28 protein-coding genes and 1 pseudogene are annotated in these 23,285 nt (G+C 70.4%); 20 read left to right on the top strand and 9 right to left on the bottom strand.

The features are described 5' to 3' along the window. Positions 1-10: 10 nt before the first annotated feature. The gene (locus WBK31_RS33970; RefSeq protein ID WP_364062356.1) at positions 11-1,000 is read left to right on the top strand and encodes a polyprenyl synthetase family protein; all 990 of its coding nucleotides are present in this window, start codon (positions 11-13) and stop codon (positions 998-1,000) included. On the opposite strand, the gene rarD is transcribed toward WBK31_RS33970, so the two are convergent. Further along, a complete protein-coding gene (gene rarD / locus WBK31_RS33965) occupies positions 976-1,902 on the bottom strand; it encodes an EamA family transporter RarD (RefSeq protein WP_364062359.1) in 927 nt (308 codons plus the stop codon). The genes WBK31_RS33970 and rarD overlap by 25 nt on opposite strands. 121 nt (positions 1,903-2,023) lie before the next feature. Here rarD and msrA point away from each other — a divergent pair, with 121 nt between their 5' ends. The 6 genes from msrA (at position 2,024) to WBK31_RS33935 (ending at position 6,158) form a co-directional block, all read left to right on the top strand. Next, positions 2,024-2,683, top strand: coding sequence for a peptide-methionine (S)-S-oxide reductase MsrA (msrA, locus tag WBK31_RS33960; protein WP_406673751.1), 660 nt, complete (start codon positions 2,024-2,026; stop codon positions 2,681-2,683). Positions 2,684-2,814: 131 nt separating this feature from the next. Next, positions 2,815-3,324: a tetratricopeptide repeat protein gene (locus WBK31_RS33955; protein ID WP_364062365.1), complete on the top strand. Its 510-nt coding sequence runs from the start codon at positions 2,815-2,817 to the stop codon at positions 3,322-3,324. Positions 3,325-3,451: 127 nt separating this feature from the next. Beyond that, positions 3,452-3,928: a SigE family RNA polymerase sigma factor gene (locus WBK31_RS33950; RefSeq protein WP_364062368.1), complete on the top strand. Its 477-nt coding sequence runs from the start codon at positions 3,452-3,454 to the stop codon at positions 3,926-3,928. A 167-nt stretch (positions 3,929-4,095) separates the two neighbouring features. Beyond that, entirely contained in the window at positions 4,096-5,121 is a 1,026-nt protein-coding gene (locus WBK31_RS33945) for a hypothetical protein (RefSeq protein ID WP_406673750.1), read from the top strand. Between the two features lie 206 nt (positions 5,122-5,327). Next, on the top strand, positions 5,328-5,636 hold the full coding sequence (locus tag WBK31_RS33940; protein ID WP_364062374.1) for a type II toxin-antitoxin system prevent-host-death family antitoxin: 309 nt from the start codon (positions 5,328-5,330) through the stop codon (positions 5,634-5,636). 3 nt (positions 5,637-5,639) lie between these two features. Then, positions 5,640-6,158 (top strand): type II toxin-antitoxin system RelE family toxin, encoded by a 519-nt coding sequence (locus WBK31_RS33935; protein ID WP_406673749.1) that lies wholly within the window; start codon positions 5,640-5,642, stop codon positions 6,156-6,158. 112 nt (positions 6,159-6,270) lie between these two features. On the opposite strand, the gene WBK31_RS33930 is transcribed toward WBK31_RS33935, so the two are convergent. Then, positions 6,271-7,224: an NADP-dependent oxidoreductase gene (locus tag WBK31_RS33930; RefSeq protein WP_406673748.1), complete on the bottom strand. Its 954-nt coding sequence runs from the start codon at positions 7,222-7,224 to the stop codon at positions 6,271-6,273. Positions 7,225-7,279: 55 nt separating this feature from the next. Here WBK31_RS33930 and WBK31_RS33925 point away from each other — a divergent pair. Next, positions 7,280-7,858: pseudogene (locus WBK31_RS33925) on the top strand (TetR/AcrR family transcriptional regulator); the annotation flags it as partial. Positions 7,859-7,908: 50 nt separating this feature from the next. On the opposite strand, the gene WBK31_RS33920 reads toward WBK31_RS33925, so the two are convergent. Together WBK31_RS33920 and WBK31_RS33915 are read right to left on the bottom strand one after the other, a co-directional pair. Further along, positions 7,909-9,117 (bottom strand): MFS transporter, encoded by a 1,209-nt coding sequence (locus WBK31_RS33920; RefSeq protein WP_378785975.1) that lies wholly within the window; start codon positions 9,115-9,117, stop codon positions 7,909-7,911. Continuing rightward, positions 9,114-10,067 carry an NAD(P)/FAD-dependent oxidoreductase gene (locus WBK31_RS33915; protein WP_406673747.1) on the bottom strand — a complete coding sequence of 318 codons (954 nt, stop codon included), beginning with the start codon at positions 10,065-10,067 and terminating at the stop codon, positions 9,114-9,116. Before WBK31_RS33915 ends, WBK31_RS33920 begins: the two co-directional genes overlap by 4 nt. Before the next feature lie 91 nt (positions 10,068-10,158). Here WBK31_RS33915 and WBK31_RS33910 point away from each other — a divergent pair, with 91 nt between their 5' ends. Beyond that, complete coding sequence (locus WBK31_RS33910) at positions 10,159-10,737, top strand: helix-turn-helix domain-containing protein (protein ID WP_406673746.1); 579 nt, start codon at positions 10,159-10,161, stop codon at positions 10,735-10,737. A 219-nt stretch (positions 10,738-10,956) separates the two neighbouring features. Here the strand turns inward: WBK31_RS33910 and WBK31_RS33905 are convergent, their stop codons facing one another. Continuing rightward, the gene (locus WBK31_RS33905; protein WP_364062395.1) at positions 10,957-11,796 is read right to left on the bottom strand and encodes a helix-turn-helix transcriptional regulator; all 840 of its coding nucleotides are present in this window, start codon (positions 11,794-11,796) and stop codon (positions 10,957-10,959) included. Positions 11,797-11,869: 73 nt separating this feature from the next. After that, a complete protein-coding gene (locus WBK31_RS33900; protein ID WP_364062398.1) occupies positions 11,870-12,706 on the bottom strand; it encodes an oxidoreductase in 837 nt (278 codons plus the stop codon). A 210-nt stretch (positions 12,707-12,916) separates the two neighbouring features. Here WBK31_RS33900 and WBK31_RS33895 point away from each other — a divergent pair, with 210 nt between their 5' ends. From WBK31_RS33895 to WBK31_RS33885, 3 genes are all read left to right on the top strand, one after another. After that, on the top strand, positions 12,917-13,462 hold the full coding sequence (locus WBK31_RS33895; RefSeq protein WP_364063248.1) for a helix-turn-helix domain-containing protein: 546 nt from the start codon (positions 12,917-12,919) through the stop codon (positions 13,460-13,462). 99 nt (positions 13,463-13,561) lie between these two features. Beyond that, positions 13,562-14,692: a hypothetical protein gene (locus WBK31_RS33890; protein WP_406673745.1), complete on the top strand. Its 1,131-nt coding sequence runs from the start codon at positions 13,562-13,564 to the stop codon at positions 14,690-14,692. Between the two features lie 151 nt (positions 14,693-14,843). Continuing rightward, positions 14,844-15,263 (top strand): VOC family protein, encoded by a 420-nt coding sequence (locus WBK31_RS33885; RefSeq protein ID WP_364062404.1) that lies wholly within the window; start codon positions 14,844-14,846, stop codon positions 15,261-15,263. Here WBK31_RS33885 and WBK31_RS33880 read toward each other — a convergent pair. The 3 genes from WBK31_RS33880 to WBK31_RS33870 are packed head-to-tail and all read right to left on the bottom strand — an operon-like array spanning position 15,208 to position 17,245. Beyond that, positions 15,208-15,870, bottom strand: a complete 663-nt coding sequence (locus WBK31_RS33880; RefSeq protein WP_364062407.1) for a TetR family transcriptional regulator — start codon at positions 15,868-15,870, stop codon at positions 15,208-15,210. The two genes, WBK31_RS33885 and WBK31_RS33880, sit on opposite strands and share 56 nt — an antisense overlap. A 20-nt stretch (positions 15,871-15,890) precedes the next feature. Next, positions 15,891-16,556: a DUF4166 domain-containing protein gene (locus WBK31_RS33875; RefSeq protein WP_406673744.1), complete on the bottom strand. Its 666-nt coding sequence runs from the start codon at positions 16,554-16,556 to the stop codon at positions 15,891-15,893. After that, the gene (locus WBK31_RS33870; protein WP_406673743.1) at positions 16,439-17,245 is read right to left on the bottom strand and encodes a hypothetical protein; all 807 of its coding nucleotides are present in this window, start codon (positions 17,243-17,245) and stop codon (positions 16,439-16,441) included. The genes WBK31_RS33875 and WBK31_RS33870 overlap by 118 nt, the downstream gene beginning before the upstream one ends. Positions 17,246-17,393: 148 nt before the next feature. Between WBK31_RS33870 and WBK31_RS33865 the strand changes: the two genes are divergently transcribed. The 8 genes from WBK31_RS33865 (at position 17,394) to WBK31_RS33830 (ending at position 23,185) form a co-directional block, all read left to right on the top strand. After that, the gene (locus WBK31_RS33865) at positions 17,394-17,765 is read left to right on the top strand and encodes an MmcQ/YjbR family DNA-binding protein (RefSeq protein WP_364062416.1); all 372 of its coding nucleotides are present in this window, start codon (positions 17,394-17,396) and stop codon (positions 17,763-17,765) included. Next, on the top strand, positions 17,765-18,289 hold the full coding sequence (locus WBK31_RS33860; RefSeq protein ID WP_378785979.1) for a GNAT family N-acetyltransferase: 525 nt from the start codon (positions 17,765-17,767) through the stop codon (positions 18,287-18,289). Before WBK31_RS33865 ends, WBK31_RS33860 begins: the two co-directional genes overlap by 1 nt. Positions 18,290-18,368: 79 nt before the next feature. Then, the gene (locus WBK31_RS33855; RefSeq protein WP_406673742.1) at positions 18,369-18,779 is read left to right on the top strand and encodes a hypothetical protein; all 411 of its coding nucleotides are present in this window, start codon (positions 18,369-18,371) and stop codon (positions 18,777-18,779) included. A 60-nt stretch (positions 18,780-18,839) separates the two neighbouring features. After that, the gene (locus tag WBK31_RS33850) at positions 18,840-20,081 is read left to right on the top strand and encodes a PIG-L family deacetylase (protein WP_406673741.1); all 1,242 of its coding nucleotides are present in this window, start codon (positions 18,840-18,842) and stop codon (positions 20,079-20,081) included. Continuing rightward, positions 20,006-20,728 carry a hypothetical protein gene (locus WBK31_RS33845; RefSeq protein ID WP_406673740.1) on the top strand — a complete coding sequence of 241 codons (723 nt, stop codon included), beginning with the start codon at positions 20,006-20,008 and terminating at the stop codon, positions 20,726-20,728. The genes WBK31_RS33850 and WBK31_RS33845 overlap by 76 nt, the downstream gene beginning before the upstream one ends. A gap of 715 nt (positions 20,729-21,443) precedes the next feature. After that, positions 21,444-21,638, top strand: a complete 195-nt coding sequence (locus WBK31_RS33840; RefSeq protein WP_406673739.1) for a hypothetical protein — start codon at positions 21,444-21,446, stop codon at positions 21,636-21,638. 24 nt (positions 21,639-21,662) lie between these two features. Continuing rightward, positions 21,663-22,541 carry an EamA family transporter gene (locus WBK31_RS33835; protein ID WP_364062428.1) on the top strand — a complete coding sequence of 293 codons (879 nt, stop codon included), beginning with the start codon at positions 21,663-21,665 and terminating at the stop codon, positions 22,539-22,541. Next, the gene (locus WBK31_RS33830) at positions 22,538-23,185 is read left to right on the top strand and encodes a GntR family transcriptional regulator (RefSeq protein WP_406673738.1); all 648 of its coding nucleotides are present in this window, start codon (positions 22,538-22,540) and stop codon (positions 23,183-23,185) included. Before WBK31_RS33835 ends, WBK31_RS33830 begins: the two co-directional genes overlap by 4 nt. Positions 23,186-23,285 lie beyond the last annotated feature (100 nt).

The following is a 23,285-nucleotide window of genomic DNA, read 5'->3' as shown; positions in this document are numbered from 1 at the left end:
GGGATCTCGTATGTCCGCGCCTCCCGTGGTTGACCTTCCCATCGAGGACGAGCGGTTGGCGCAGGACGTGGCCAACGGACTGGCCGCGGTCGAGAAGCTCCTGCGCTCGTCCGTCGAGAGCGAGGACGCCTTCGTCACGGAGGCGTCCAAGCACCTCATCGAGGCGGGCGGCAAGCGGTTCCGCACGTTGATGGTGCTGCTGGCCGCCCAGTTCGGCGATCCGTCGGCGCCGGGCGTGGTGCCCGGCGCCGTGGTCATCGAGCTGACCCACCTCGGCTCGCTCTACCACGACGACGTCATGGACGAGGCCCCGGTGCGCCGGGGCTCCCCGTCCGCCAACGCCCGGTGGGACAACACCGTGGCGATCCTCACCGGCGACTACCTGTTCGCCCAGGCGTCCGACATCCTGGCCGACCTCGGCCCCGAGCTGATCCGCATTCAGGCCCAGACGTTCTCCCGGCTCGTCCAGGGTCAGATCAGGGAGACGATCGGCCCGCGCAACGGCGAGGACCCGATCGCCCACTACCTCAGCGTCCTGTCCGACAAGACCGGCTCGCTGATCGCGGCGTCGGGGCGGTTCGGCGCGCTGCTGTCGGGCGCTCCCGCCGACGTCGAAGAGCGGCTCAGCCGCGCCTGCGAGGCCATCGGCGTGGCCTGGCAGCTCGGCGACGACCTGCTCGACGTCGCCTCTTCCGGTGCGCAGTCGGGCAAGACGCCCGGCACGGACCTCAAGGAGGGCATCAAGACCCTCCCCGTCCTGTACGCGCTCGCCGCCGGCGACAATCCCCGGCTGACGGAGCTGCTGTCGGGCCCGGTCCCCGAGGAACACCTCGAGGAGGCCCTGACCCTGCTCCGCGCCCACCCCGCCATGGACAAGGCGCGGGCCGAGCTGGTGGCCTGGGTGGACCGGGCGCGGGCCGACATCGCGGGCCTGCCCGGCATCCCGGCCAAGGACGCGTTCCTGGCGCTCTGCGACTACGTGGTCGAGCGCTCCGGCTGAGCCTGTACGGCGATGCGGCTCCGGGCGGTCTGACGGGCCGCCCGGATGCTGTCGTACGTGAAGATCGCCAGCGCCAGCCAGACGATTGAGAAGCCGATCCAGCGGCTCGGCGGCATGACCTCCTTGGCGATGAGCACGCCGCAGGCGAACTGCAGGATCGGCGCGATGTACTGCAGCAGGCCGATCGTGCTCAGCGGCACCCTGATGGCCGCGGCCCCGAAGCAGATGAGCGGCACGGCGGTGATGAGTCCGGCCGTGACCAGCAGCAGCGCGTGGCCCAGGCCCTCGTGGCCGAACGTGGCCGTCCCCGTGACCTGGAGCCAGGTCAGGTAGCCGAGCGCGGGCAGCAGCAGCACCAGGGTCTCCACGGCCAGGCTCTCGGTGGCCTCGACGTTCGCGCGCTTCTTGACCAGGCCGTACACGCCGAAGCTGAACGCCAGCGTCAGCGCCACCCACGGGGGCCTTCCGTAGTCGACGGTCAGCACCAGCACCGCCAGCGCGCCGAACCCGACCGCCGCCCACTGCAGCGGCCGCAGCCGCTCGCGCAGCAGCGCCACCCCGAACAGCACGTTGACCAGCGGGTTGATGAAGTAGCCGAGCGCGCTCTCCACGACGTGGCCGCTGTTGACCGCGTAGATGTAGGTGCCCCAGTTGACGGTCACGAAGATCGCCGCCAGCGTCAGCAGGCCGAGCTTGGCGGGCTGCCTGACCAGCTGTTTCACCCAGGACCAGTGCCGGCGTACGGCCAGCGCCATGGCGACCACGACGAGGGACCACACCATGCGGTGGGCGAGGATCTCGACGGCGCCGGACGGCTTGAGCAGTGGCCAGTAGAGGGGGAACAGGCCCCACATGGTGTAGGCGGCGACCCCGTAGAGGATGCCGCGCCGCGAGTCAGGCATGTACCCCAGTTTCGGGCATTACTACCTTTAAACACAAATTCTGTCCACTTAGTGGAAATGTGTAGACACTCTTAAGTGTTGGGGGGTGTGTAGTCTGGATCGAGAGCTCTCGGAGGTCGCTATGGGCTGGCTGTTCGGCAACAAGACATCGATGGTCCGACCCGAGGACGCCCTCCCGGGCCGCGCGGAGCAGATGCCCGTGCCCGCCCGCCACGTCGTCCTCGACGCGCCGCTGGCCCCGCCGTACCCCGAGGGTCTCCAGGTCGCCGACTTCGGCCTCGGCTGCTTCTGGGGCGCGGAGCGCATCTTCTGGCAGACGTCCGGCGTCTACACCACCGCGGTCGGCTACCAGGGCGGCTACACGCCCAACCCGACGTACGAGGAAGTCTGCACCGGGCGCACCGGCCACGCCGAGGTCGTCCGCGTCGTCTTCGACCCGGCCAAGATCTCGTACAAGCAGCTGCTGAAGGTGTTCTGGGAGGCGCACGACCCCACCCAGGGCATGCGCCAGGGCAACGACATCGGCACCCAGTACCGCTCGGCCATCTACTTCCACTCGCCTGAGCAGCAGGCGGCGGCGGAGGAGTCGCGGGAGTCGTACCAGCGGGTGCTGAAGGACGCCGGCTACGGCGACATCACCACGGAGATCGCCCCCGCCTGCCCGTTCTACTTCGCCGAGGAGTACCACCAGCAGTACCTGTACAAGGTGCCGAACGGATACTGCGGCATCGGCGGCACGGGCGTCGCCTGCCCCGTCGGCCTGACCACCGGCGAGGCGTGAGCCCGCGAAGGCAGCCTGATCTCTGGCCCTTGATCGCCCGGACTTTTGTCCTGGCCGCTCATGGGCCAGAGCCGTTTCCGGGCAGAAAGAGGGCCTGCAGCGCATCGGCTTGCGGGGCCTAGGGTTCTGGTGTGCTGCTTCAAGAGGTCAACGAACTCATCGCGTACGACGAGGACTTACGGATGGTCCCTGGAGACCGTGAGCGGCTCATCGCGCTCATCGACCCCGTACGCGCTCAAAACCCCTCTGACTATGCCACCCTGCGCGCGCTCGGGGTCGGGCTGCTCGTTCTCGGCGAGTACGGCGACGCGATCGGCCACCTCGGCCGCGCGCTCGACCTGGCGGACACGAGTCGCAGGCGGATCGCGGCGTCGCTGAATCTCGCCGACGCCTACCGGTATGCGGGTGATGCGGCGGGCGCGGAGACGGTGTGCCGGGCGATGCTCGCGCTCGCGAGGGAGGAAGCGCCGGAGATGCTGTCGTTCGCGCTTCAGCACCTGGGCAAGGCGCTCATCGATCTGGGGCGTCGGGAGGAGGCGCGTGAGGTGCTGGAGGAGGCTCTGGACCTGCGCGTGGCCGAAGGAGACCCCGAGCTGATCGCGAGTAGCCGAGCGGTCTTACGGCTGCTCGGCACCTCCTGATCGCCGGTGAACCGGCCTGGGCACTGTTCGGCCGTTCCGGCCGTCCCCGGCAAGGTGCCTGTCGGGTGATGCAACATTCCGGGAGGTCTGGGGCGTCACAGACGGGATGAACAGAGGATCCTCGCGCGTGAACGGCCCACCGGAGTTAGCGGACTTCGTCACCCAACGTGGGCATGCGTTGTTCCGCTATGCGTACATGCTCACCGGCAATCCGCACGATGCCGCCGACCTGGTGCAGGAGGCGGTGGTGCGGTTGCGCGGCTCGTGGTCGCGCGTGCGGCGCAAGCACAACCCCGAGAGCTACGTCAAAACCACGATCACCCGGCTGCACATCTCCGTCTGGCGGCGGCGCAGGCGCGAACACCTGGTGTGGGAGGTGCCCGAACAGGCTCATGCGGAGGCGGAGTCGCTGGACCTGTGGGACGAGCTGACCAAGCTGCCCAAGCGTCAGCGTGCCGTACTCGTCCTGCGTTACTACGAGGACCGTTCGGATGCCGAGATCGCCGAGATGCTCGGCATCTCTCCGGGAACCGTGCGGAGCCAGGCGTCCCGCGCGCTGGACAAGCTTCGCGACGCCGTCGGCCAGCTGAGGAGCCTGCGATGAACGACGTTGAAGAGCTGTTGCGCCGTACGTTCGCCCGCGCGGAGGCTCGGATGCCGGAGATGCCGCCGGATCTGCTGCGCCAGGCGGTCGAGTCGCCGGGCCGGCGCAGACGGCCGATCCTGGTGCTGGCGAGTGTGGCGGCGGCCACCGGGCTCGTGATCTTGGTCATGTCGGTGCTGGTGTGGCGGGCGCCCGAGCCGCAGCCGGCCGTGTCGCCGCAGCCCGTGCCCGCAGAGACGGTGACGCAGACCCCGCGTGCGCAGAAGCAGAAGCCGCGGACCGTGGAGAAAATCGCGCCGCCGGTGGAGCAGGCGCTGGCCTCGGCGGTCGCGGTGGTGCCGATGAAGGTGCCGAACGGCAAGGACTTCACGCCGAAGGCGTTCCTCGACGAGCGCACCTTGCTCGGATACGTGGCGAAGAAGGGGTACGATCCCGCGCCCGAGTGGTGGTCTTACAGCCTGGATTCGCGGACCTTCAAGCGCCTTGCCGTACTCGACTTTGCGGTCGCGCCGGTGCAGACACCGGCGGTGGGCGAGGTAATGATCGCCTGGTTCAAGATCAAGGATGAGAACGTCCAGATCCTCACCATCCCGGTGACCGGGGGCACGCCCCGCCGGGTGGTCTCGTTCCCCGCCGAGCGTGACGTGGACAAGGTGAACGGCGACACCGTCCACGGTGTCCGGCTGGCTACCGGAGACGGCAAGATCTTCTGGTCGTCGCTCAAGTCGGGCGGTGTGCATCATGTTCCGTTGTCGGGTGGCGAGCCGTCGTTCGTTCCGGATACGGAGGGGCTGCATCTCGTCCGCTGGCCCTGGGTGGGGCCATCCGACGAACGCCTGCGAGGCGTACGGAATCTGCTCAACCTCAGCACAGGGGAGCGGCCGGACGATCCCGCGCGGGCGGTGTGCGACGTGACGTGGTGCTTCACGGAGGACCAGGCGGTCCGCCGCGACGGTGGCAAGGCCGCGGACCTGCCGGGCCGGCACCCCCGGAGGATCGTGGGCGATCGCTTCGTCCTCCTCAGCCAGGTCGACAAGCAGGGGCGGAAGGCCGACGCGGTCTACGACATCGCCACGTCGCGGGTCGGCAGGCTGTACGTCCAGAGCAGGAGCAAACCCAATCCCACGCTCTACGTCGGCACGGACATGTTCCACTTCAGGCGTGGTGACACGTGGGTGGTCGTCCACAACTGACCCCACCGCTTCGTGAAACGGCGTCGCGGGCCCGGCCCGCGACGCCGCGCGGCTCAGCCGGCGACCGGCTTCGCGGGCGGGATCACCTCGCGGGTGATGCTCGGGCCCAGCCGGTGGAGCCGGGCGATGGCGACGGTGATGTCGTCGTGCGGAGGTGGCGTTGAACCAGCAGATGCTTCCTGTACAGAAGAATGTACAGTGGGGGTATGACTGTTCTGCACGACGCCACTGAGTTGAGCGTCACAGAGGCGGCCAAGCGAGGCGTTGCCCGTCTGGTGGCTGATGCGGAGCATGGGACCGATCTGGTGGTCACTCGCCGGCATCAACCTGTGGCGGCCGTGGTGAGCATCCGCCGGCTCAACGAGTTGGAGGAGGCCGCTGCTGATCTTCGTGATCTGGCGCTGGTGCTTGCCCGGTCGGTCACGGATACAGGAGAGCGGATCGCGCTCGACGATGTGCTCGCCGCTTTCGGGCACACTCGCGAGTCTCTGGCTGCTCTCCCGGACGATGAGTGAGCCGTGTCCGACGTCGTCTTCACGGCGCAGGCGGTCGACGATCTTCGGCGCATCGGCCCGGACGCGGTGCCCACGATTCTCAAGAAGATCCTCCTATTGCTGGACAACCCTGAAGCCGGTTATCCGCTGGGCGGAGAGCTGACCGGTTTTCGGAAGCTGGTGGTCGGCCGCAACACTTGGCGCGTCGTTTATCGCATCACCGAGGACAAGTCGGTGGAGATTTGCGAAGTGTGGGCTGTCGGTGAGCGGGCCGACGCGGAAGTGTACGCGGAAGCGACGGCAAGGATCCGCCAGGCGGGAACGGACCGTCCTGAGGTCGTGCAGCTCGGCCAGGTCATTGAACGTCTTGGTGCGCTGGTAGCGGACATCCGCGTGCAGAAGGCTGCTCCTAGGGAACCGGTCCCTGATTGGCTCGCGAACCGGTTGATCTACACCGTTGGAATGACGCGTGAGGATGTTGCTGCTCTTGATCTCCAAGAGGCGGTCGACAAGTGGGCTGAATACCGCTCCAAGCCTCAATAGGTCGTTCGCAGCACGCGGAGTCGCTCGTTCGGAGCGGTGAATTCAGCGCTCGCGCCTCGGCCGCCGTCCGGGGCCCGCGTGTAACGGGAAGGGCCCGGGCGCCGGGTTCGCGTCAGAGGTCGATGACGATCTTGCCGCGTACGTGCCGGCCGGCCTGGGGTTCGGCGGCGCGGCGGATCTCCGCGATCGGGAACGTCGCCGCGATCGGCACCCGGAGCCTGCCCGATGCGACCAGGCGGGCGATCTCGATGAGGTCGCCCGGGGTGGCGTTGGCGCCGTTGGCCGCCGGTACGCCGTCCACCTGTGCGGCGATGGTGCAGATGCGGCCGTCCGGGACGCCGAGTTCGCGTGCGGCCTCCACGGTCTCCGTGCCGTGCAGGTCGAGGGCGGCGGTGATGCCGTCGGGGGCGAGGGCTCGTACGCGGTCGGCCAGGCCGTCGCCGTACGCGACCGGCTCGGCTCCGAGGTCGCGCAGGAAGCCGGCCGAGGCGGCGGAACCGGTGCCGATCACGCGCGCCCCCGCGATCCTGGCGAGCTGGACGGCGAACACCCCGACCCCGCCGCCCGCGCCGCCGATCAGCACGGTGTCGCCGGGGCCGGGGTCGATCACGGCGAGCGCGGCGGAGGCCGTACGTCCGGCGATCGTGAGCGTGGCGGCGGTGCGGTCGTCCACGCCGTCGGGAGTGTGGTGGGCCTCCTCGGCCGCCGTTCCCCCTGACAGGTCGATCACCACAAAGTCGGCGACCGCGCGGGACAGCGCGCCGCCGAACACCCGGTCACCGGGCTCGAAGCCGGTCACCCCGTTGCCGACCTGGTCGATCACGCCCGCATAGTCGGTGCCGAACCCGGCGGGGAGGCTCAGGCCGAACCGGGCCGCGGTGCCCGCGTCGGCGGTCATGATCCAGTCCATCGGGTTGAGGCCGGCGGCGGTGACCCGTACGCGGATCTGCCCCGGTCCTGCCTGCGGTGCGGGGACGTCACGGACGTCGAGGACCTCGGGACCGCCCCACGCATCGAGCCGTACCGCCCTGCTCACGCCCGCCTGCGGTCGAACGCTCTGTGCCACGCCTGTCTCCTCGGATCAAGGGAGCGCTCCGGAAAGTGGACTATGCTCCGTTTCCGTGCGTGACCCTAACACAACCGGAGCGCGATCCGTTTTGTCGGAACGCGCACCGCGAGCCGACGCTGCCCGCAACCGGGACCAGTTGCTCGCGGTGGCGACCCGGATGTTCATGTCGGCCGAGGCCGAGCCGTCGATGCGCGCCATCGCCCGCGAGGCCGGAGTCGGCATCGCCACGCTCTACCGGCACTTCCCGACCCGCGAGTCGCTGGTGGACGCGGTCTACCGGGACCAGGTCGTACGGCTCACCACCGGCGCCCGCGACCTGCTCGGCGAACTGCCGCCCGCCGCGGCGATGCGGCGCTGGATGGACCTGTTCGGGGACTGGATCGCGACCAAGAACGGCATGCTCGACACGCTGCACGCGATGGTCGAATCGGGGGAGATCGCCCACGCGCAGACCAGGGCCGAGCTGCTCGCCGCCATCACCGAGATCCTCCAGGCCGGTCGCGCCGCGGGTGACCTCCGTTCCGACGTCGAAGCCGACGACATCGCCGCCGCGCTCATCGGCATCTTCACCGTGGCGCCCCGGGGCGTACACGAGGCCAAGGCCGCTCGCCTGCTCGACCTGCTGATGGACGGCCTGCGCCCCACCGGCCGGCCTGAGCCCCGACCGGTGCGGCCCTGGGCTCAGGACGGCCGGGCGGTGTTCCTCGCGGTGGCCCGGTCCAGGAGGATCAGCGGCACACTGATCGCGGCGAGTGCGGCGCCGATCAGGCAGACCGAGGTGAGCGCGCCCCCACCGGCCAGCGGGACCGCCGCCAGCACGGGGGTGAGGCTGATGCCCAGCTGAAAGGCCGACACGGTGGTCGCCCCGGCGAGCGTCGGCGCGTCGCCGGCGATGGCGAAGACGCGTCCGTACACGGCGGGGTTCAGCACGAACCCGGCGACGCCGAGCAGGAAGACCGCGGGCACCGCCGCCCAGACGTGCCGGATCGCAGCGGTCATCACGACCGACAGGATCACGATCGCCGCCGCCCCGGTGAGAAGCGCGAAGTGGGGACGCCGGTCGGAGATCCGGCCGCCGATGGACAACCCGGCGAAGGCGCCCACCCCGAACAGGGCGAGTACGGCCGGGATCCAGACCCCGGGGACGCGGGTGATGCCGGCGAGCATGGCGGCCAGATAGTTGTATGTGATCATGTACGCCGCGGTGGTCAGGATCGTGATCGCGTACACGCCCCAGAGCATCGGCCTGCGCATCGTGGCGAGCTCCCGCGCGACGCTGGGCTCGGCGGCCCGCCCGGCGCCCGGGGCGGCGGCGGGGATCCCGATGAGGCATCCGATGATCCCGGCCGCCGTGAGGACCACGATCGCCCAGAAACCGGTGCGCCATTCGATGAGATGGCCGAGCAGCGTGCCCGCGGGACCGCCGGCCACCATCGCCACGCTCAGCCCGCTGACCACGACCCCGGAGGCGCGCGCGGTGCGGTCCGGCGTCACCAGGCTGATCGCGGTCACGGACGCGACGGCGAAGAAGCCCGCGTACGCGATGCCCGTGACCACCCGCGACAGCAGCAACACCTCATAGCCGCCCAGTAGCCCGATCGCCACCGAGGCCGCGAAGAGGCCCTGCGCCGCCACGAGCGCGGTGCGGCGCGGCCAGCGGAGGCTGAGCACGGCCAGCGGCGGCCCGCCGACCACGACGCCCAGCGCGAAAGCGGTGATCAGGTAGCCGGCCGATGAGAGCGGGACGTTCAGGTCGGCGGCGACTCCCGGCAGCACGCCGGCCAGGAGGAACTCCGCGCTCCCCATCGCGAACAGGCTGTAGCCCAGCAGGTAGACGCCGGCGGGCAGCCGGCGGGAGCGAGTGCTCGGCGGCGTCTCGGTGGCGGTCATCGGACCCCGCCTTCGACGGCGGCGGCCAGCTCCCGATCGAGCAGCCAGGCGGTCATGGCGATGGCGGCGGTGGAGCCCGCGCCCGCGGCGGTGACGACCTGGGCCTGGGGGTTGACCACGTTCCCCGCCGCCCACAGCCCGGGGACGCTCGTGGCGCCACGGGCATCGACGGCGATGAGGCCGGTCTCCGGGTCCCTGGCCGCGCCGAGCATGGCCGGCACCGCGTCATGGGGCCTCGGGCGGGGCGCCACGAAGACGGCGTCACACGTGATCGTCTCGCCGTTCCCGAGCACGACCGCGACCGGGCTCGCGGCTCCGGGCGGACCGGCGCTCGTCGTGATCGCCGTGACCCGTGCGTCGATCACGCGCACGCCGTACGCGGTGAGTCGGCGCCGCTCGACCTCGCCGATCTCGGTGGCGTTGACGCAGAACGTCACCGAGTCGCTGTAGCGGCGCAGCAGCGCGGCCAGGTGCGCCGACGTCGCCGCCATCGCGCTGCCGATCACGACGATGGTGCGCCCGCGCACTTCGTAGCCATGGCAGTGGGGGCAGTGATGCACCTGGGACGCCCAGCGTTCCGGCAGTCCCGGAATGTCGGGCAGCTCGTCGGTCAGCCCGGTCGCGACCAGCACCGAGCGGGCGCGCAGCGCTCGGCCGTCGTCGAGCCGCAGCTCGAACATGCCGTCGGCGGCGCGCCGCGCGGCGGTGACCGACGCAAGGGCGAGCGTGCCTCCGTACCTCGTGAACTCGTCCCTCCCGGTCGCGATGAACGCGCTCGGCGCCATGCCGTCCCTGGTCAGGTACCCGTGCATGTGATCGGCGGGGCCGTTCCTCGGCGCGCCGCCGTCCACGACCAGGGTCGCGAACCGCGCTCTGGCGAGCACGACGCCCGCCGACAGGCCGGCGGCTCCACCGCCGACGATGATCGCGTCCCACATCGTTGTGTCCACTGGGATCACCTCCACCTGAAGGATGGGGACGCGTACCCGGGACCGGCAAAGATCCTTGCTGTTTCCGGGACGGATTGGTTGACTGCGTTCCATGGAGCAGCAGCCGAGCGTCAACGCCGTGATCGAGCAGATAGCTCCCCGGCTGCGACGCGCCCGCGAGAAGAAGGGCGTCAGCCTGGCCGAGCTCGCGCGCGCCACCGGCATCTCGACCAGCACGCTCTCGCGGCTGGAGTCGGCCCAGCGCAAGCCGAGCCTCGAACTGCTGCTGCCGATCACCGCGGCGCTGGGCATCCCCCTCGACGAGATCGTCGCCGCGCCCCGGATCGTCGATCCGCGCGTGCCGCAGCAGCCCACCACGAGGGGCGGCCGGGTGCTGATCCCGTTGTCCCGGCAGCAGGGCGAGCCGCGCGCGTACAAGATGACCATCCCGGCTCACGACGAGGAACCCCACCTGCGGACCCACACGGGGTACGAGTGGCTCTACGTGCTTCGCGGACGCCTTCGCGTGCGGCTGGGCGACCACGACTTCGTCATGGGCCCCGGTGAGGCGGCCGAGTTCGACTGCCAGATCCCCCACTGGTTCGGCGCCGCGGGACACGGCAGCGTCGAGGTGCTCAGCCTGTTCGGCAAGCAGGGCGAGCGCATCCACCTGCGCACCTCACGGCGCTGACACGGCACTCGAGGGCGTGTCCGGCCGGTGGGCCGGATCGTCAGCACGCCTGCGGGTTGCGAAACTCGCGTCATCAGAATGTGTTCTGACATCGCCATGCCGGAGGTCTTCCCGTCCAGGTATCCGCGTGAGCCCGAAGCGTGGGGGATCCGGTGATTCACGGGTGCCGGCATCTACGCGGCTCCTCGGCACCCGAAGGACACCGAGTAGAGCGGCCGGTTACGGGCGCTGGGCGGTGAGGTCCTGGGTGCCGATGACGGCGAGGAGGGCGAGGCGTTCGGCGTCCTCGCTGCCCGGTTCGGCCGTGTAGACCATGATGCGCAGGTCCTCGCCGGCGACGACGAGCACGTCGCAGTCCAGCGTGATGGCGCCGACTTGCGGGTGGTCGATGGTCTTGCGGGCGGACTCGTGGCGGCCGACGGCGCCGGACTCCCAGAGGGCTTCGAACTCGGGGCTGTTGTCGCGCAGGCGGGCGATGAGCTGGTGCAGCCGCCGGTCGTCGGGGTAGCGGGCGGCGGTTCTGCGCAGGTCGGCGACCTGGGCGGCGCGCAGGGCGCCGAGCGATTCAGGGGTGTGGCGGACGCGGGTGCCGGCGCCGGCGAAGTTGCGCCACACGGCGTTGAGGTCGTCGCCCCGCCAGTCGCCCATCAGCGCGGTGTAGAGGGGGTTGGCGAGCAGCTGGGTCCAGGCGGCGTCGAAGACCGCGACCGGGGTGCCGGTGAGCCGGTCCAGCATGCGGTGGACGCTCGGCGGGATGTACGCGGGCACGATCTTCGCCCCGGGGACGGCGAGGCCGGCGAGCTGGAAGAGGTGGGCGCGGCTGTCGCTGCCGAGCCGCAGGGCGCGGGCGAGCGCCTCGACGACCTGCGCGGACGGCTTGGTGGCGCGGCCCTGCTCGAGGCGGGTGAGATAGTCGACGGAGATGCCCGCCAGCTGGGACAGCTCCTCGCGCCGCAGCCCGGCGGCGCGCCTGCGGCCGCCCGCGCGCAGCCCGGCCGCCTCGGGTGAGACCTGGTCGCGCCAGTGCCGCAGGGCCGCGCCGAGTTCTGTCGTTGCCATATCAGACAGTGTGCATCAACCGGCGTGGACCGGTCCTGGCCCTGATAGTCCTATGACAAGCAGGTCAGGCGGGTCATTCGCCGGGTGAGAAGGCGGCCGCGAGGGTGAGGTGGGACCAGCGGGTGGCCTCTTCGGCGCGTTCGCGGGAGGACTCCTCGGCGATTTCGAGGGCGTCCTTGCCGAGGAGGAGGCGCAGGGGCGGCTCGTCGAGGTCGACGATGTCGCAGAGGATGCGGGCGGCGCGGGCGGGGTCGCCGGGGGCGGAGCGGTCGAAGCCGGCGCGGCGGTATCCCATGGCGCCGACGGTCTGCTCGTAGTCGGGGCCGGGGGTGACGGTGCGCATGGAGGAGCCGGCCCAGTCCGTACGGAACGCTCCAGGCTCCACGATGGTCACCTTGACGCCGAACGGCTTGACCTCGTTGTTCAGCACCTCGGAGAAGCCTTCGACCGCGAACTTGGCCGACTGGTACGCCGCCAGGCCCGGCGAGCCGCCCACCCGGCCCCCGATCGAGGAGAACTGGATGAAGTGGCCGGACCGCTGGGCGCGCAGGACGGGGAGTGCGGCCTTGGTGACGTTGACGACGCCGTAGAAGTTGGTCTCGACCTGGGCGCGGAAGTCGTCGTCCGGGGTTTCCTCGATGGCCGAGGAGTTGGCGTAGCCGGCGTTGTTGGCGACGACGTCGAGCCGGCCGAACGCGGTCACGGCCTCACGGACGGCGGCGCGGGCGGCCTCGGCGTCGGTGACGTCGAGGGGGAACGTGCGGACGCGGTCGCCGTACCGCTGGACGAGGTCGTCGAGGCGACGCGGGTCGCGGGCGGTGGCGAGCACGTGGTCGCCGCGGTCGAGCGCGGCCTGGGCGAGCGCCCGCCCGAACCCGCGCGAGCTGCCGGTGATGAGCCAAATCGTCATGGTGGTTGTTCCTTGGTCGTCGTGAGTCGCGAGGCGGTAGGGCGTGATCGCGCGCCGGCCGATCTCGAGGCGCGTGTGCGTCCTGTCGTCTTACGTCTGCGTCTAGCTTCAGTAAGTGCCACATAACTGTGGCGCCTCTTGTTTGTATATGCCTCTGATGTGTGTCTGTCAAAGAGGCATCTGTCACATCGCGTCTAAACTGGGCGGGTGATGAGAGCCGACGCCGCGCGTAACCTGCGGGCCGTTCTGCTTACGGGCGCCCGCCTGCTGGCCGAGGACCCCGCGACGAGCATGAGCGCCATCGCCGCCGCGGCCGGGGTCGATCGCAGGACCGTCTACCGCCGCTTCCCGACCCGGGAGGCGCTGCTCGCCGCCGTCTTTCAGACCAAGCTCGACGGCTCCGAGCAGGTCCTGGACGAGGCCAGGCTGGTGGAGGCGCCGGTGGCGGTGGCGCTGCACCGCTACGTCGAGGGCATCATCCCGGTCAGCAGGGAGTGGCCGGTGGACGTACGGCGGATGATGCGCGCGAACGAGGCGGCGAGCGCGCGCATGAAGGAGCAGAGCGCCCGGCTCGACCGGTTCGTACGGCGGGCCGCCGACGAGGGGCTGATCCGCGGCGACGTGCCGCAGGAGTGGGCACGCGCGATGCTCGACGGCCTGATCGACATCGCCGCCCACCGCTTGCCCGACCTCGACCCGCCGCGCGCCGCCGACCTCGTCGTGGAGAGCTGGCTCAAAGGCGTCGGCCGCGACTGAGCGGCATCGAGGTGACCTCACATCGGAGGGAATTGACGGTTGCGGGTCTGTTAACGATCTCCATAGGGTGTTGCGACCCCCAGCAAGATCGGAGTTCAGATGCGCGAGCCAGATCCCACCCCCTCCGAGCAATGGTCTTCCTGGGACACCGAGCCGCGCCTGCCGCCCACCTGGCCGGGCCTGGAGGACGAGCGTCACGCGGAGGGCTTCCACATCGACCGCAAGGGCGTCAAATCGGTCGCCGGCCGCATCACGGACCTGGCTCTCCGCGGCCAGCCCTACTGGCATGACCAGCCGGGCTGGCCCGAGATGCATTGGGCTCTGCCCCGCGAGCTGTCGACCCTGTTCAATATGGCCGACTACTACGTCAACCAGTTCTGGAGCGATCTGCACACCGAGATCGGCATGGCGGGGATGCTGATCGAGCGCGCCGCCACCAGGTACGACCTCGCGGAGAACCCGAAGCTGGGCGACATCCCCTTGGACCGGCTGGACGATCGTCTCGTGTCCCGGTTGAAAGGCGACCCGCCTGCCGACATCCTGGCGGAGCCGAGCGACCTTTATCCCAACGTCAGCGTGTCTCTGGAACTGCCGAAGGGGATCTCGTACGGCGTCGACGACATGACGGCGGACAAGCTGAAGAAGGACCTCGGCGAACTCGACCTCTGGATCGACCCGGTCCGGTTCGAGGAAAGAGCCGAGTCCCTCGTCGAGATGGCGAACCTGTTCCGGCTGCGCGCGCAGGACCTGAACGACGCCCCGTGGTACGGCGAAGCCGCCGCGAAAGCGCAGGGCGCGCTACGGCAGATCTACGGGAACATCACCTCGCTGGCCGCCCTGTGCGGCAAGTTCGGCACGGCGGCGCGATGGTATGAGGAGATCGCCGCCTGGTGCAGGGAGAACTTCGTCAGGGTGGCGGACCCGGACCGCAGCGGCTGGGACGAGTTCTGGGACTTCGGCGGCACTCCCGACAGCCGCACCCGTGACTTCCTCGAAGAGCCGAACAACAGGTTCATGCAGGTCTACGAGATCATGCCCAAGCGGATCACCATGGACCTGCCGGGACTGCTGGTGAACGACGCCAGCCTGGCCGAGATGCGCAGGATGGTGCGGTGGGTGGAGAGCAGGCCCAAGGACACGGAGTGGGAGAAGGAGAACGACGAGGGCTGGCTGAAGTGGCACAAGCCGCGCCTGCCCGCCTATGAGGAGGCGGAGCGGCAGTACGGCTGAGCAGGGCGCGGGCGCGGGTCGCCTACCCGGGATGCGAAATCGGACCCCACCGCGGAATGAACCGCCGCTTTCGATCTGAAGGCCGTCCACCTCGGCAGGTGGACACGGCGAAAAGAAGAAAGGATATTGGAAAGAAAGCGGAGGTGTTTTCATGCGCGTACGCCTTGACCATCTCGTCTGCTGGGTCTCCGATCAGCTCGCCTCGCTCCATTTCTACGAGCAGGTGATCGGGCTGCCCGGGGTGCGAGCCGAGGAGTTCCGTGAGGGGAAGGCACCGTTCCCGAGCGTGCGGATCACGCCCGACTGCATCCTCGACCTGATGTCGTTCGAGGCGATGCGCGGCGTGGACGAGGGCACCGGGGTCCACGGCAGCGCCGGGCACCCGGTCAACCATTTCTGCCTGGCGTTCGGGAAAGAGGATTTCGACGCCCTCAAATTGCGTCTCAAGAAACACCAGGTGGAGATCACCGGCACCGGCACCAACTCGTTCGGCGCGCGCGGCATCGCGCCGGAGACTATCTATTTCCCTGATCCCGACGGGAACGTGATCGAGGCCCGATACTACGAGTGAGCCTCGCGCGTACGGCGCGGCGCGCCACGGGGCCCATGTCCTCCAGGGCCGTCACCAGGCCCGCAAGCTGGTCGAGGGCATTGAGCGCCTGCGCCGCGCCGTCGCCGTCGACGCCGTCGTACAGCTCCAGGCCCACGAACGCGGCCGCGGTCGCCTTGGCGAGCCCCGCCACGTCCACGAACTCGGCGAGCGGTGAGCCGGCCAGCACCCGCCTGAGCGTCTGCTCCACCTCGCCGATCCACAGGTTGAGCCCGGCGACCACGGCGGGTGCCAGCTTCTCGTCGGTCTGGCTGCCGGCGAGGAGCTGCGCGAGCGCGGCGACGTTGCCTTCGGCGGCCTCTTCGGCGTGCACCTCGCGGCCGAGGTCGAGCAGCTCGCGCAGGGTGGTGACGGCGGCGAAGCGTTCGCGGTAGCGCTCGACGCGGCGGGTCGAGCCGTGGGCGCAGGCGGCGGACAGGAGCTGGTCGACGCTGCCGAAATGGTAGAAGACCAGCGCCTGGTTGACGCCGGCCGCGGCGGCGATGGTGCGCGCCGACGCCCCGGACATGCCGGACGTGCTCAGGACCTCGAGCGCCGCTTCGAGCAGCTTCGTACGCGTGTCGGCCACCGCTCCACTCCGAGTGCAGGTCAGCGACGGGCCTCCTCCCGTCTGGGCCTCACCGTAGCGGGAACGCCGTGCTCCGCGACGTTCACGTACGAGACCGTGAAGCTGCCCCAGTAGCCGAAGATCCGGCCGAGCAGCGGGTTCGTCACGGTCACCGCGACCCTGAACCGCTCGGCCTGGTCGTCGTAGTGCTCGGTGACCACGGCGGTGCCGGTGGCGGCGGCGGGGACGGGCAGCACGAGCGGTCCGAGCAGGCGCTGGGGGCCGGAGCGGATGATCAGGCCCCCGCGGTCGTCCACCGAGAGCGCCAGCGGGACGGCGAGGTGCTGGTGGGTGCCCAGGTAGTCGACGATCTCGCCGCGCTCCTCGTCGTAGATCATGGTCGCGTCGAAGCGGCTGCGGGGAAACGTGCGGACGAAGGTGACGGTCTCGCGGCCGTAGGAGTCGGCGTACGGGTAGTTCTCGATGCGGAACGGCACGTCGCGGCCGGTGTCGGTGGCGAGGATCTTGCGGCGGCTGCCGAGGGCGAGGAACGGGCGGACGATGAGGCCCGCGTTCCAGACCCGGTTCATCACGCCGGTGCCGATGCACGCTTCTCCGGAGTCGAGTCCGACGCCGAAGCGGCGCTGGAGCTGGGGGTGGAGGCGGTCGAAGCGAGTGCCGAGTGCGCGCTGGAAGATCGAGGGCATGGTGCCTCCAGACGGGATCGGTGCTGTGCGACGGGGCGGTGCGCTGAGGTGCGGCGTTGCTCTGTGACGGGGCGGTGCTCTGTGATCGGGCGATGCTCTGTGATGGGGCGGTGGCGCAGGCAGCGGCGGGCGGCCGGGGTGCCGGGGAGCGGCGGCCACAGCAGCGCCAGGACCGCCACGGTCAGCGCCGCCCACAGGGGCAGGGCCAGGCCGGCCGCGACGACGGCGGCCACGCGTACGGCGACCTCGGCGAGCGCCCGCCGCAGCGCTCGCTCGGGGGTGAGGCCGGTCTCCAGCCACAGGCGCAGCCGGTCGAACGACCAGGCGGTGGCCCACCACATCAGGCGGCGGGGCAGCAGGCGGGGGCGGTAGTCGTACAAGGTGAGGAAGCGGATGCCGGCGGGCGTGGGCAGGTAGCGCCAGTAGCCGGAGCCGGAGCGGATCGGGGACAGCGGGTGGGTGGAGCCGAAGCGCAGCGCTGACGTACGGGTGCCGTCGGGGGCGTCGCGGTCTCCCGTGGCGACGGCCGTGCCGCTGATGCCCAGCGTCGAGTAGCGCATGTGGCCGGACGGCAGCGCGGTGATGTGGCCGAAGCGCAGGTCCCAGCGCTGGTGCAGGGGGAGGTCCTGGGTGGTCCGCCACACCTGGTCGATGTCGGCGCTGATCAGGGTCTCGACGTAGATGCGCATGGCGCACGTCCTCAAGGCAAGGGTTTGAGCGAGTGCTCAAATGAGCGTAGGACGATTTGAGCGACCGCTCAAGACCTCGGGGCGGCACGTTTTGAGCGACCGCTCAAGGCGGCTGGAACTGTCGGACCCGTCTGGTACACAGGCGGACATGGGAGTGACCGTGGACGAGTTCCTGGCGATGCTGGACGAGCTGCCCGAGGTGCGCTTGAGCCATGGGGGCGAGTGGGTCGGCATCAAGGTGCGCGACAAGGGCTTCGGCTACTTGTGGGAGGCCACCGAGACCGTCGGGCTCAAGGCCACCATCGAGGAGCAGATCGCGCTGGTCAACGAGCGGCCCGAGGTCTTCGAGGTGCAGTTCACCGCCGGGCGGTTCGGCTGGGTGGTGGTGCATCTCGACAAGATCGACGCCGACGAGCTGTTCGAGCTGGTGGTCGAGGCATGGTGCCTGACCGCGCCCAAGCAGCTCGTGGAGGACTTCGAGGCGACCCACCCGATCGGGCAACGGGTGCAATACGGGTAATGTCCGACATTGTGCCCCTCTTGAACGTCCGGCTGCGCGAGTGGCGCGAGGACGACGCGCCCGTCGTGCTGCGTGCCTTCCAAGCTCCCGACATGCGGACGCAGGCTCCGTGGCCGGTGGTCACGCTCAAGGACGCCGGCGGCTGGATCGCCTCATGGGAGGGTGTCGGCCACGCCTTCGCCATCATCGAGGAGGGTGACGGCGGAGAACGGGTCGTCGGCAACGTGGCGGTGACCAGGATCGACGATCACCGCAACGGCTGGGTGTCCTACTGGGTCGTGCCCGAGGCCAGAGGGCGCGGCATCGCGGTGGCCGGCACCAGGCTGCTCGCGAAGTGGGCGTTCGAGGAACGCGGGCTGTTCCGGCTGGAGCTGGGGCACCGTACGAACAATCCGGCCTCGTGCCGGGTCGCTGTCAAGGCCGGGTTCCTGGCCGAGGGCATCGAGCGGGGGCGGCTCTGTTACGAGGGTGTGCGGTACGACGTCGAACGCCACGCCCGCCTCGCCACCGACGCATATCCCTGATCACGTCGCCGGCCCTCGGGGCGCAGGCGCGCGCCCCGGCCGCCTGATCGAGCGGCGACGCGGATCGGCCGAGGCCGTCGTGAGCGTCACGTCGGCCGCGCGGGCCGGCGTCGGCCGCGCGGAAGTCGATGAGCGCGATCGCGGCCCGCTCGCGAACGCCGGCATATCAGGCGCTAATCGCTTTCTCTGTGCGGTCGGAAAACGTCAACCGCTCGCCCGCGCCAGTGGAACGCGCCGTCCTCGCCGCCACGACCGTATTCACTCTCGCCAGAGCGATTCACTGATCACGTACGGCTACTGTGAAAAGCTAAGTGCTGGCATTTTCCCTTGTCGTTTCCGCCGAATGATGCGATGGAGGCGTAAAAAGGGAAGCCGAAAACATAGTGACGGCCTGTTGCCCGGCGTCTCCGAAGGCGTTTCGGGGGCGCGCATCGAGGCCGAGTTACGCAGTTGTTATCCCCTTTTCTCTTGGCAGCCGATTACGGACTGATCAGCATCGGCTTCGGGTCTGTAACCGAGACCTGATTCGACAGCGGTGGGGGAGAGAAAGATGCGCGTACGAGAAGCCACGGCGTTATCCAGGCGGCTGCTGACCGTCCTCGGAGCACTGGCGGTGTTCGTACCGGCGGCGGGGACGGGACATGCCGCGACCACCACGCCGGAGGCACGATTCATGCAGGTCGTGGCACACCAGGACGACGACCTGCTGTTCATGAACCCCGACGTCCACGACTCCATCCAGGCCGGGATGCCGAGCGTGACCGTGTTCATCACCGCCGGCCAGATCACCGGGCTGGGCGACACCGACGCCGAACGGGCCCGTAACCGGCAGCGCGGCATTCAGGACGCGTACGCGAGGATGGCCGGCGTACCGGACGCCGACCCGCAGGACCAGGAGGAGTGGGAGGGCGACGTCTGGACCCTCTCTGGCCGCCAGGTCGAGCGGTTCACGCTCAAGGACGCCCCGCAGGTCCAGCTCGTCTTCATGAACCTGCGCGACGGCCAGCTCGGCTGGTTCGTCTGGGGTGACGACTTCGTGGACCACACGATCATTCCGCAGGGCAGCCAGATCACGCGGTCGTTCACGTACGACACCCAGGACGTGATCAACGTGCTGTCCGGGATGATGCGGCACTACCGGCCCACCGTGGTGCGCGCGCTCGACCCGATGCCCGAGCATCGCGGCCACGCCGACCACGTGGGCGCGACCATGTTCGCCAGGGAGTCGGCGGCCGCGTACGGCGTGCCGCTCATCCAGCTCCACTACCGCGACTACAACATCACCGACGCCCCGGTGAACCTGGCGCCGCCCGCCATCGCGCAGAAGCTGTCGATCCTCCAGCACTACAACACCTACGACCCGTTCGACCCGGACGGCCGGGAGTCGCGGCTGTACTACCGCTGGGCCCGTGGGACGGCCTGGGCGGGGCGGGACGGCAGCGGGCTGCCGCACGTGTTCGTGGTGCGCAGCGGGCGGGCGTACGCGTACGCGCGGGACGCGCTCGGGCAGTGGACGGGCAGGCCGCGCTCGCCGACGCCGGTGGGCCGCTCGCGCAGGGGATCAGCGTGGAGCTCGACGCCGGCGGCCGGATGCAGATCTTCGCCCGGCGGATGTCCGACGACACCGTGGTCTCCCTGCACCAGACCGCGCCGGGCGGCGGCTGGGCCGCGACCTGGGCGAACCACGGCAACCCGGGCACCGGTGACCCCATCCACATGGGCACCCCCGTGGTCGCCCGTGACGGTGACGGGCGGCTGCGGATCTTCGTCAGGAACGGCGCGGGCGGTGTGAGCACGCGTGCCCAGACGGCGGCCGGCTCGACCACGTGGGGCTCCTGGACGGACCTGCCCGGGAGCGGCGTCCAGGACGGGCTGGCGGTCGCCGCCGATCCGCAGGGCGGGATCGAGCTGTTCGCCAGTACGGCGACCCGCATCCTGCGCTGGCACCAGTCGGGCGGCGGGTTCGTGCTCGACGACACGCTGCCGTCCGAGGTTCCGGCCAGCCCGCCGACGGCGGCGCTCTCGCAGGACGGGCGGATCGCGGTGGCGTACCGCAAGGCGGGCACCGCCGAGCTGGTCGTCACCCGGCAGTCCGCACCCGGCGGCCCGTGGAAGCCGGCTCCGGTCGTGATCGGCGGCCACGCGGGCGTAGGCGAGCCTGAACTGATCACGACCCCGCCGGGCCCGGACGCTCGCGTGCTGATGTTCCACCGCAACGCCGACGCCGGGGTGAGCGTCGCGGTGCAGCAGAGCCCGAACGGCGCCTACGGCACCTGGACCGACCTCGGCGGCTTCATCACCGACTACCCGGCGGCGACCCTGGACGAGAACGGTGCGGTGCTGCTGTTCGCTGTCGGGGTGGACGGCAAGCTCCACGTCCGCGAGCAGACCGCCCTGGACCCGGACGGCCCCTTCGCCGACTGGGAAACCCTCGGCTAGGCGACTGCGTGCGACGCCGACCGGCCCTGCTGCGGTACGGCACCGGCCGGTCTGTGCGCGCCGCTCGCCCCGGTCCACTGCGGCGCTCGGCTCCGCTGGTCGCAGGTGTGGCGGCCAAGGCCCAGGGCCTGTGCGGCGCCCGTCGGTGTGAGCCGGGGGGCGCATGCCCGGCCTGGGAGCGCGCGGGGCTGCGGCCCGGGTCCGGCGTGCGGCGGGTCGGTCCACGAAGCGTGCGGCGGGCTGGTGCCGGGGGTCTGCGGGACGGCGGGTCGGTGTCGGGGCGGGCGGGGCTGCGGGCCGGGCCTTGGGGCGTGCGGCAGACCGGCCCCACGAAGTGTGGGCGAGCCGGTTTCAGGGCGCAGGGCGCGGCCGGAACAGGGGCCGGCGCGTGGTCGGTTCGCCGCAGGCCGTGGGGTGTGGTGTGCTGACCGGGCGTGGTCGGTTCCCCAGCAGGCCGTGGGGTGTGGTGTGCTGACCGGGGGTGGGTGGGAGGACGGGTGGTCGGGGCGTGCTGCCTGATTTAGGCTTTGGCTGTGGACGGCGAGAGTCTGGCCGCGGCCAACCTGCTGGTGGCCCTCAGCCGGGCCGCCGGGATTCTCGCGGAATCACGGCATCCCTTCGTACGCAGCGCCCCGTTCTCCTACCTCATGCCCCGGCCGGCGCGCGTGTCGGCACGCTGTTCCTTCTGCCCGACGGGCGCGAGGTCGCCTTCCATGTGTCCATCGCCGCCACGGACGGCGGCTTCCGGGTGGAGGGCGGTGTGACGGCCGAGGCGGACGACCTCATGACGCTGCCGCCCGAGACCTTCGCTGAGATCGAGGACGCGCTGACGGTGCTCGACGACTACGCGGGCGAGGTGGCACAGGCGGCCGGACGGCTCATCGACCGATTATTGGATGCGATTGTCTGACAATTAGACAGTACACTGGCCCGTATGAAGTACGGACCCCTCGCGGTCGTGGCCGCCGCCGTGCTCTGGGGCACGGCCGGTACGGCGGGCCTGCTCGTCTCCGCCGACTCCGTCGCATTGGCCGCGGCCCGCCTGGTCATCGGCGGCACGGCCCTTGCCTTGCTGGCCGGGGCGCGGCTCAAGCGGGCGGTGAGCCCGTCGCTGCTGCTCGCCGCCGTGGCCGTGGCCGCGTACCAGCTCTGCTTCTTCGCCGCCGTCAGCCGCACCGGGGTGGCGATCGGTACGGTGGTGGCGATCGGCAGCGGTCCCGTCTTCACCGGGCTGCTGTCGTGGCTGCTGCACCGGCAGCGGCCGAACGCGCGCTGGGCACTGGCGACGACCGCGGCGATCTGTGGCTGCGCGGCCCTGCTCGTCGGCGGTGACGACGGCGGCGCGCAAGGCGGCCAGGCGGCGGTGGGGGTGGCGTTCGCGCTGCTCGGCGGCCTGCTGTACGCGTTCTACGCGGTCAGCGCGTCCCGCGCCATCGGCAGGGGAGCCGAGTCGGACGCGGTGATGGGCGTGCTGTTCGGCGGCGCCGCGGTCATCATGCTTCCGGTCCTGCTGCTGAACGGCGTGACGTGGCTGGCCGATCCGAAGGGCCTGCTCGCCGTCGCCTACCTGGGCCTCGGCACGACCGCGCTGTCTTACGTCCTGTACGGCAGGGGCCTGCGCACCACGCCGGTGGCCACGGCCGCCACGCTCGCACTGTCGGAGCCGGCGGTGGCGGCGCTGCTGGGCGTCGTGGTGCTGGACGAACGCCTCGGTCCGGTGTCCATCGCCGGGCTCGTGGCGCTGGCGATCGCGCTGGTGGTGGTGGCTCTGCCGGAGAGGCAACGCGAAAGGGCACTAGAGTCGCTGCCGTGAACCAGCCTCTCAGACCAGTCTCGACCGTCGACGCGCTGGCCGACGCCCTGCGTGCAAGGGTGCTCTCCGGTGAGATCTCTCCGGGCACGCCGCTGCCGGAGCAGGAGATCGCCGCGGCGTACGGGGTGGCCAGGCCGACCGTGCGCGAGGCGCTGGCGGTGCTGGTCCACGAGGGGCTGCTGAAACGCGAGCGCAACCGCAGCGCGTATGTCCCCGAGGTGACGATCTCGGACCTGAACGACCTCATGTACGTCCGCAGGCCGCTCGAAGACCTGATGGCCCAGGCGCTGTCGGGGCGCCGGGTGACGGCGGCCCAGGAGGCGCTCGGCCGCATGGCCGAGCTGCCCGCGGACGCGCCCTGGGCGGCCGTCGTGGCCGAGCACATGGCGCTGCACCAGGCGCTCATCGAGGCCGTCGGCAGCCCGCGGCTCGTACGCCTCTACTCTGCCCTGGCCGCCGAGACCAGGCTGGGGCTGGTGCGTCTGCGCCGGGTGTACGAGGACAGGGACGTGCTGGTCAGCGAGCACCGCGCGCTGCTCGACGCGATCGCGGCGGGTCCGGAGGCGGCCGCCCGCAAGGTGGTCGCCGAACACCTCAGCCATTCCTGGGGCGCCGACGAGCAGGTTTCTCACCAGCACCATTGAGTACGGACCCTTGCGGGAAGCGGCCATAAGTCGCAAGAATCGCGGCCATGCACGGCAATTCGATGCCGGACTCCTACGTGTACGTCACGGAAGAGGGCGT

Source organism: Nonomuraea sp. N2-4H (assembly GCF_045291505.1).
GTDB classification, from domain to species: domain Bacteria; phylum Actinomycetota; class Actinomycetes; order Streptosporangiales; family Streptosporangiaceae; genus Nonomuraea; species Nonomuraea fastidiosa.
Note: the sequence above shows the minus strand (reverse complement) of the source record. Positions and strands in the feature narration are given on the sequence as shown.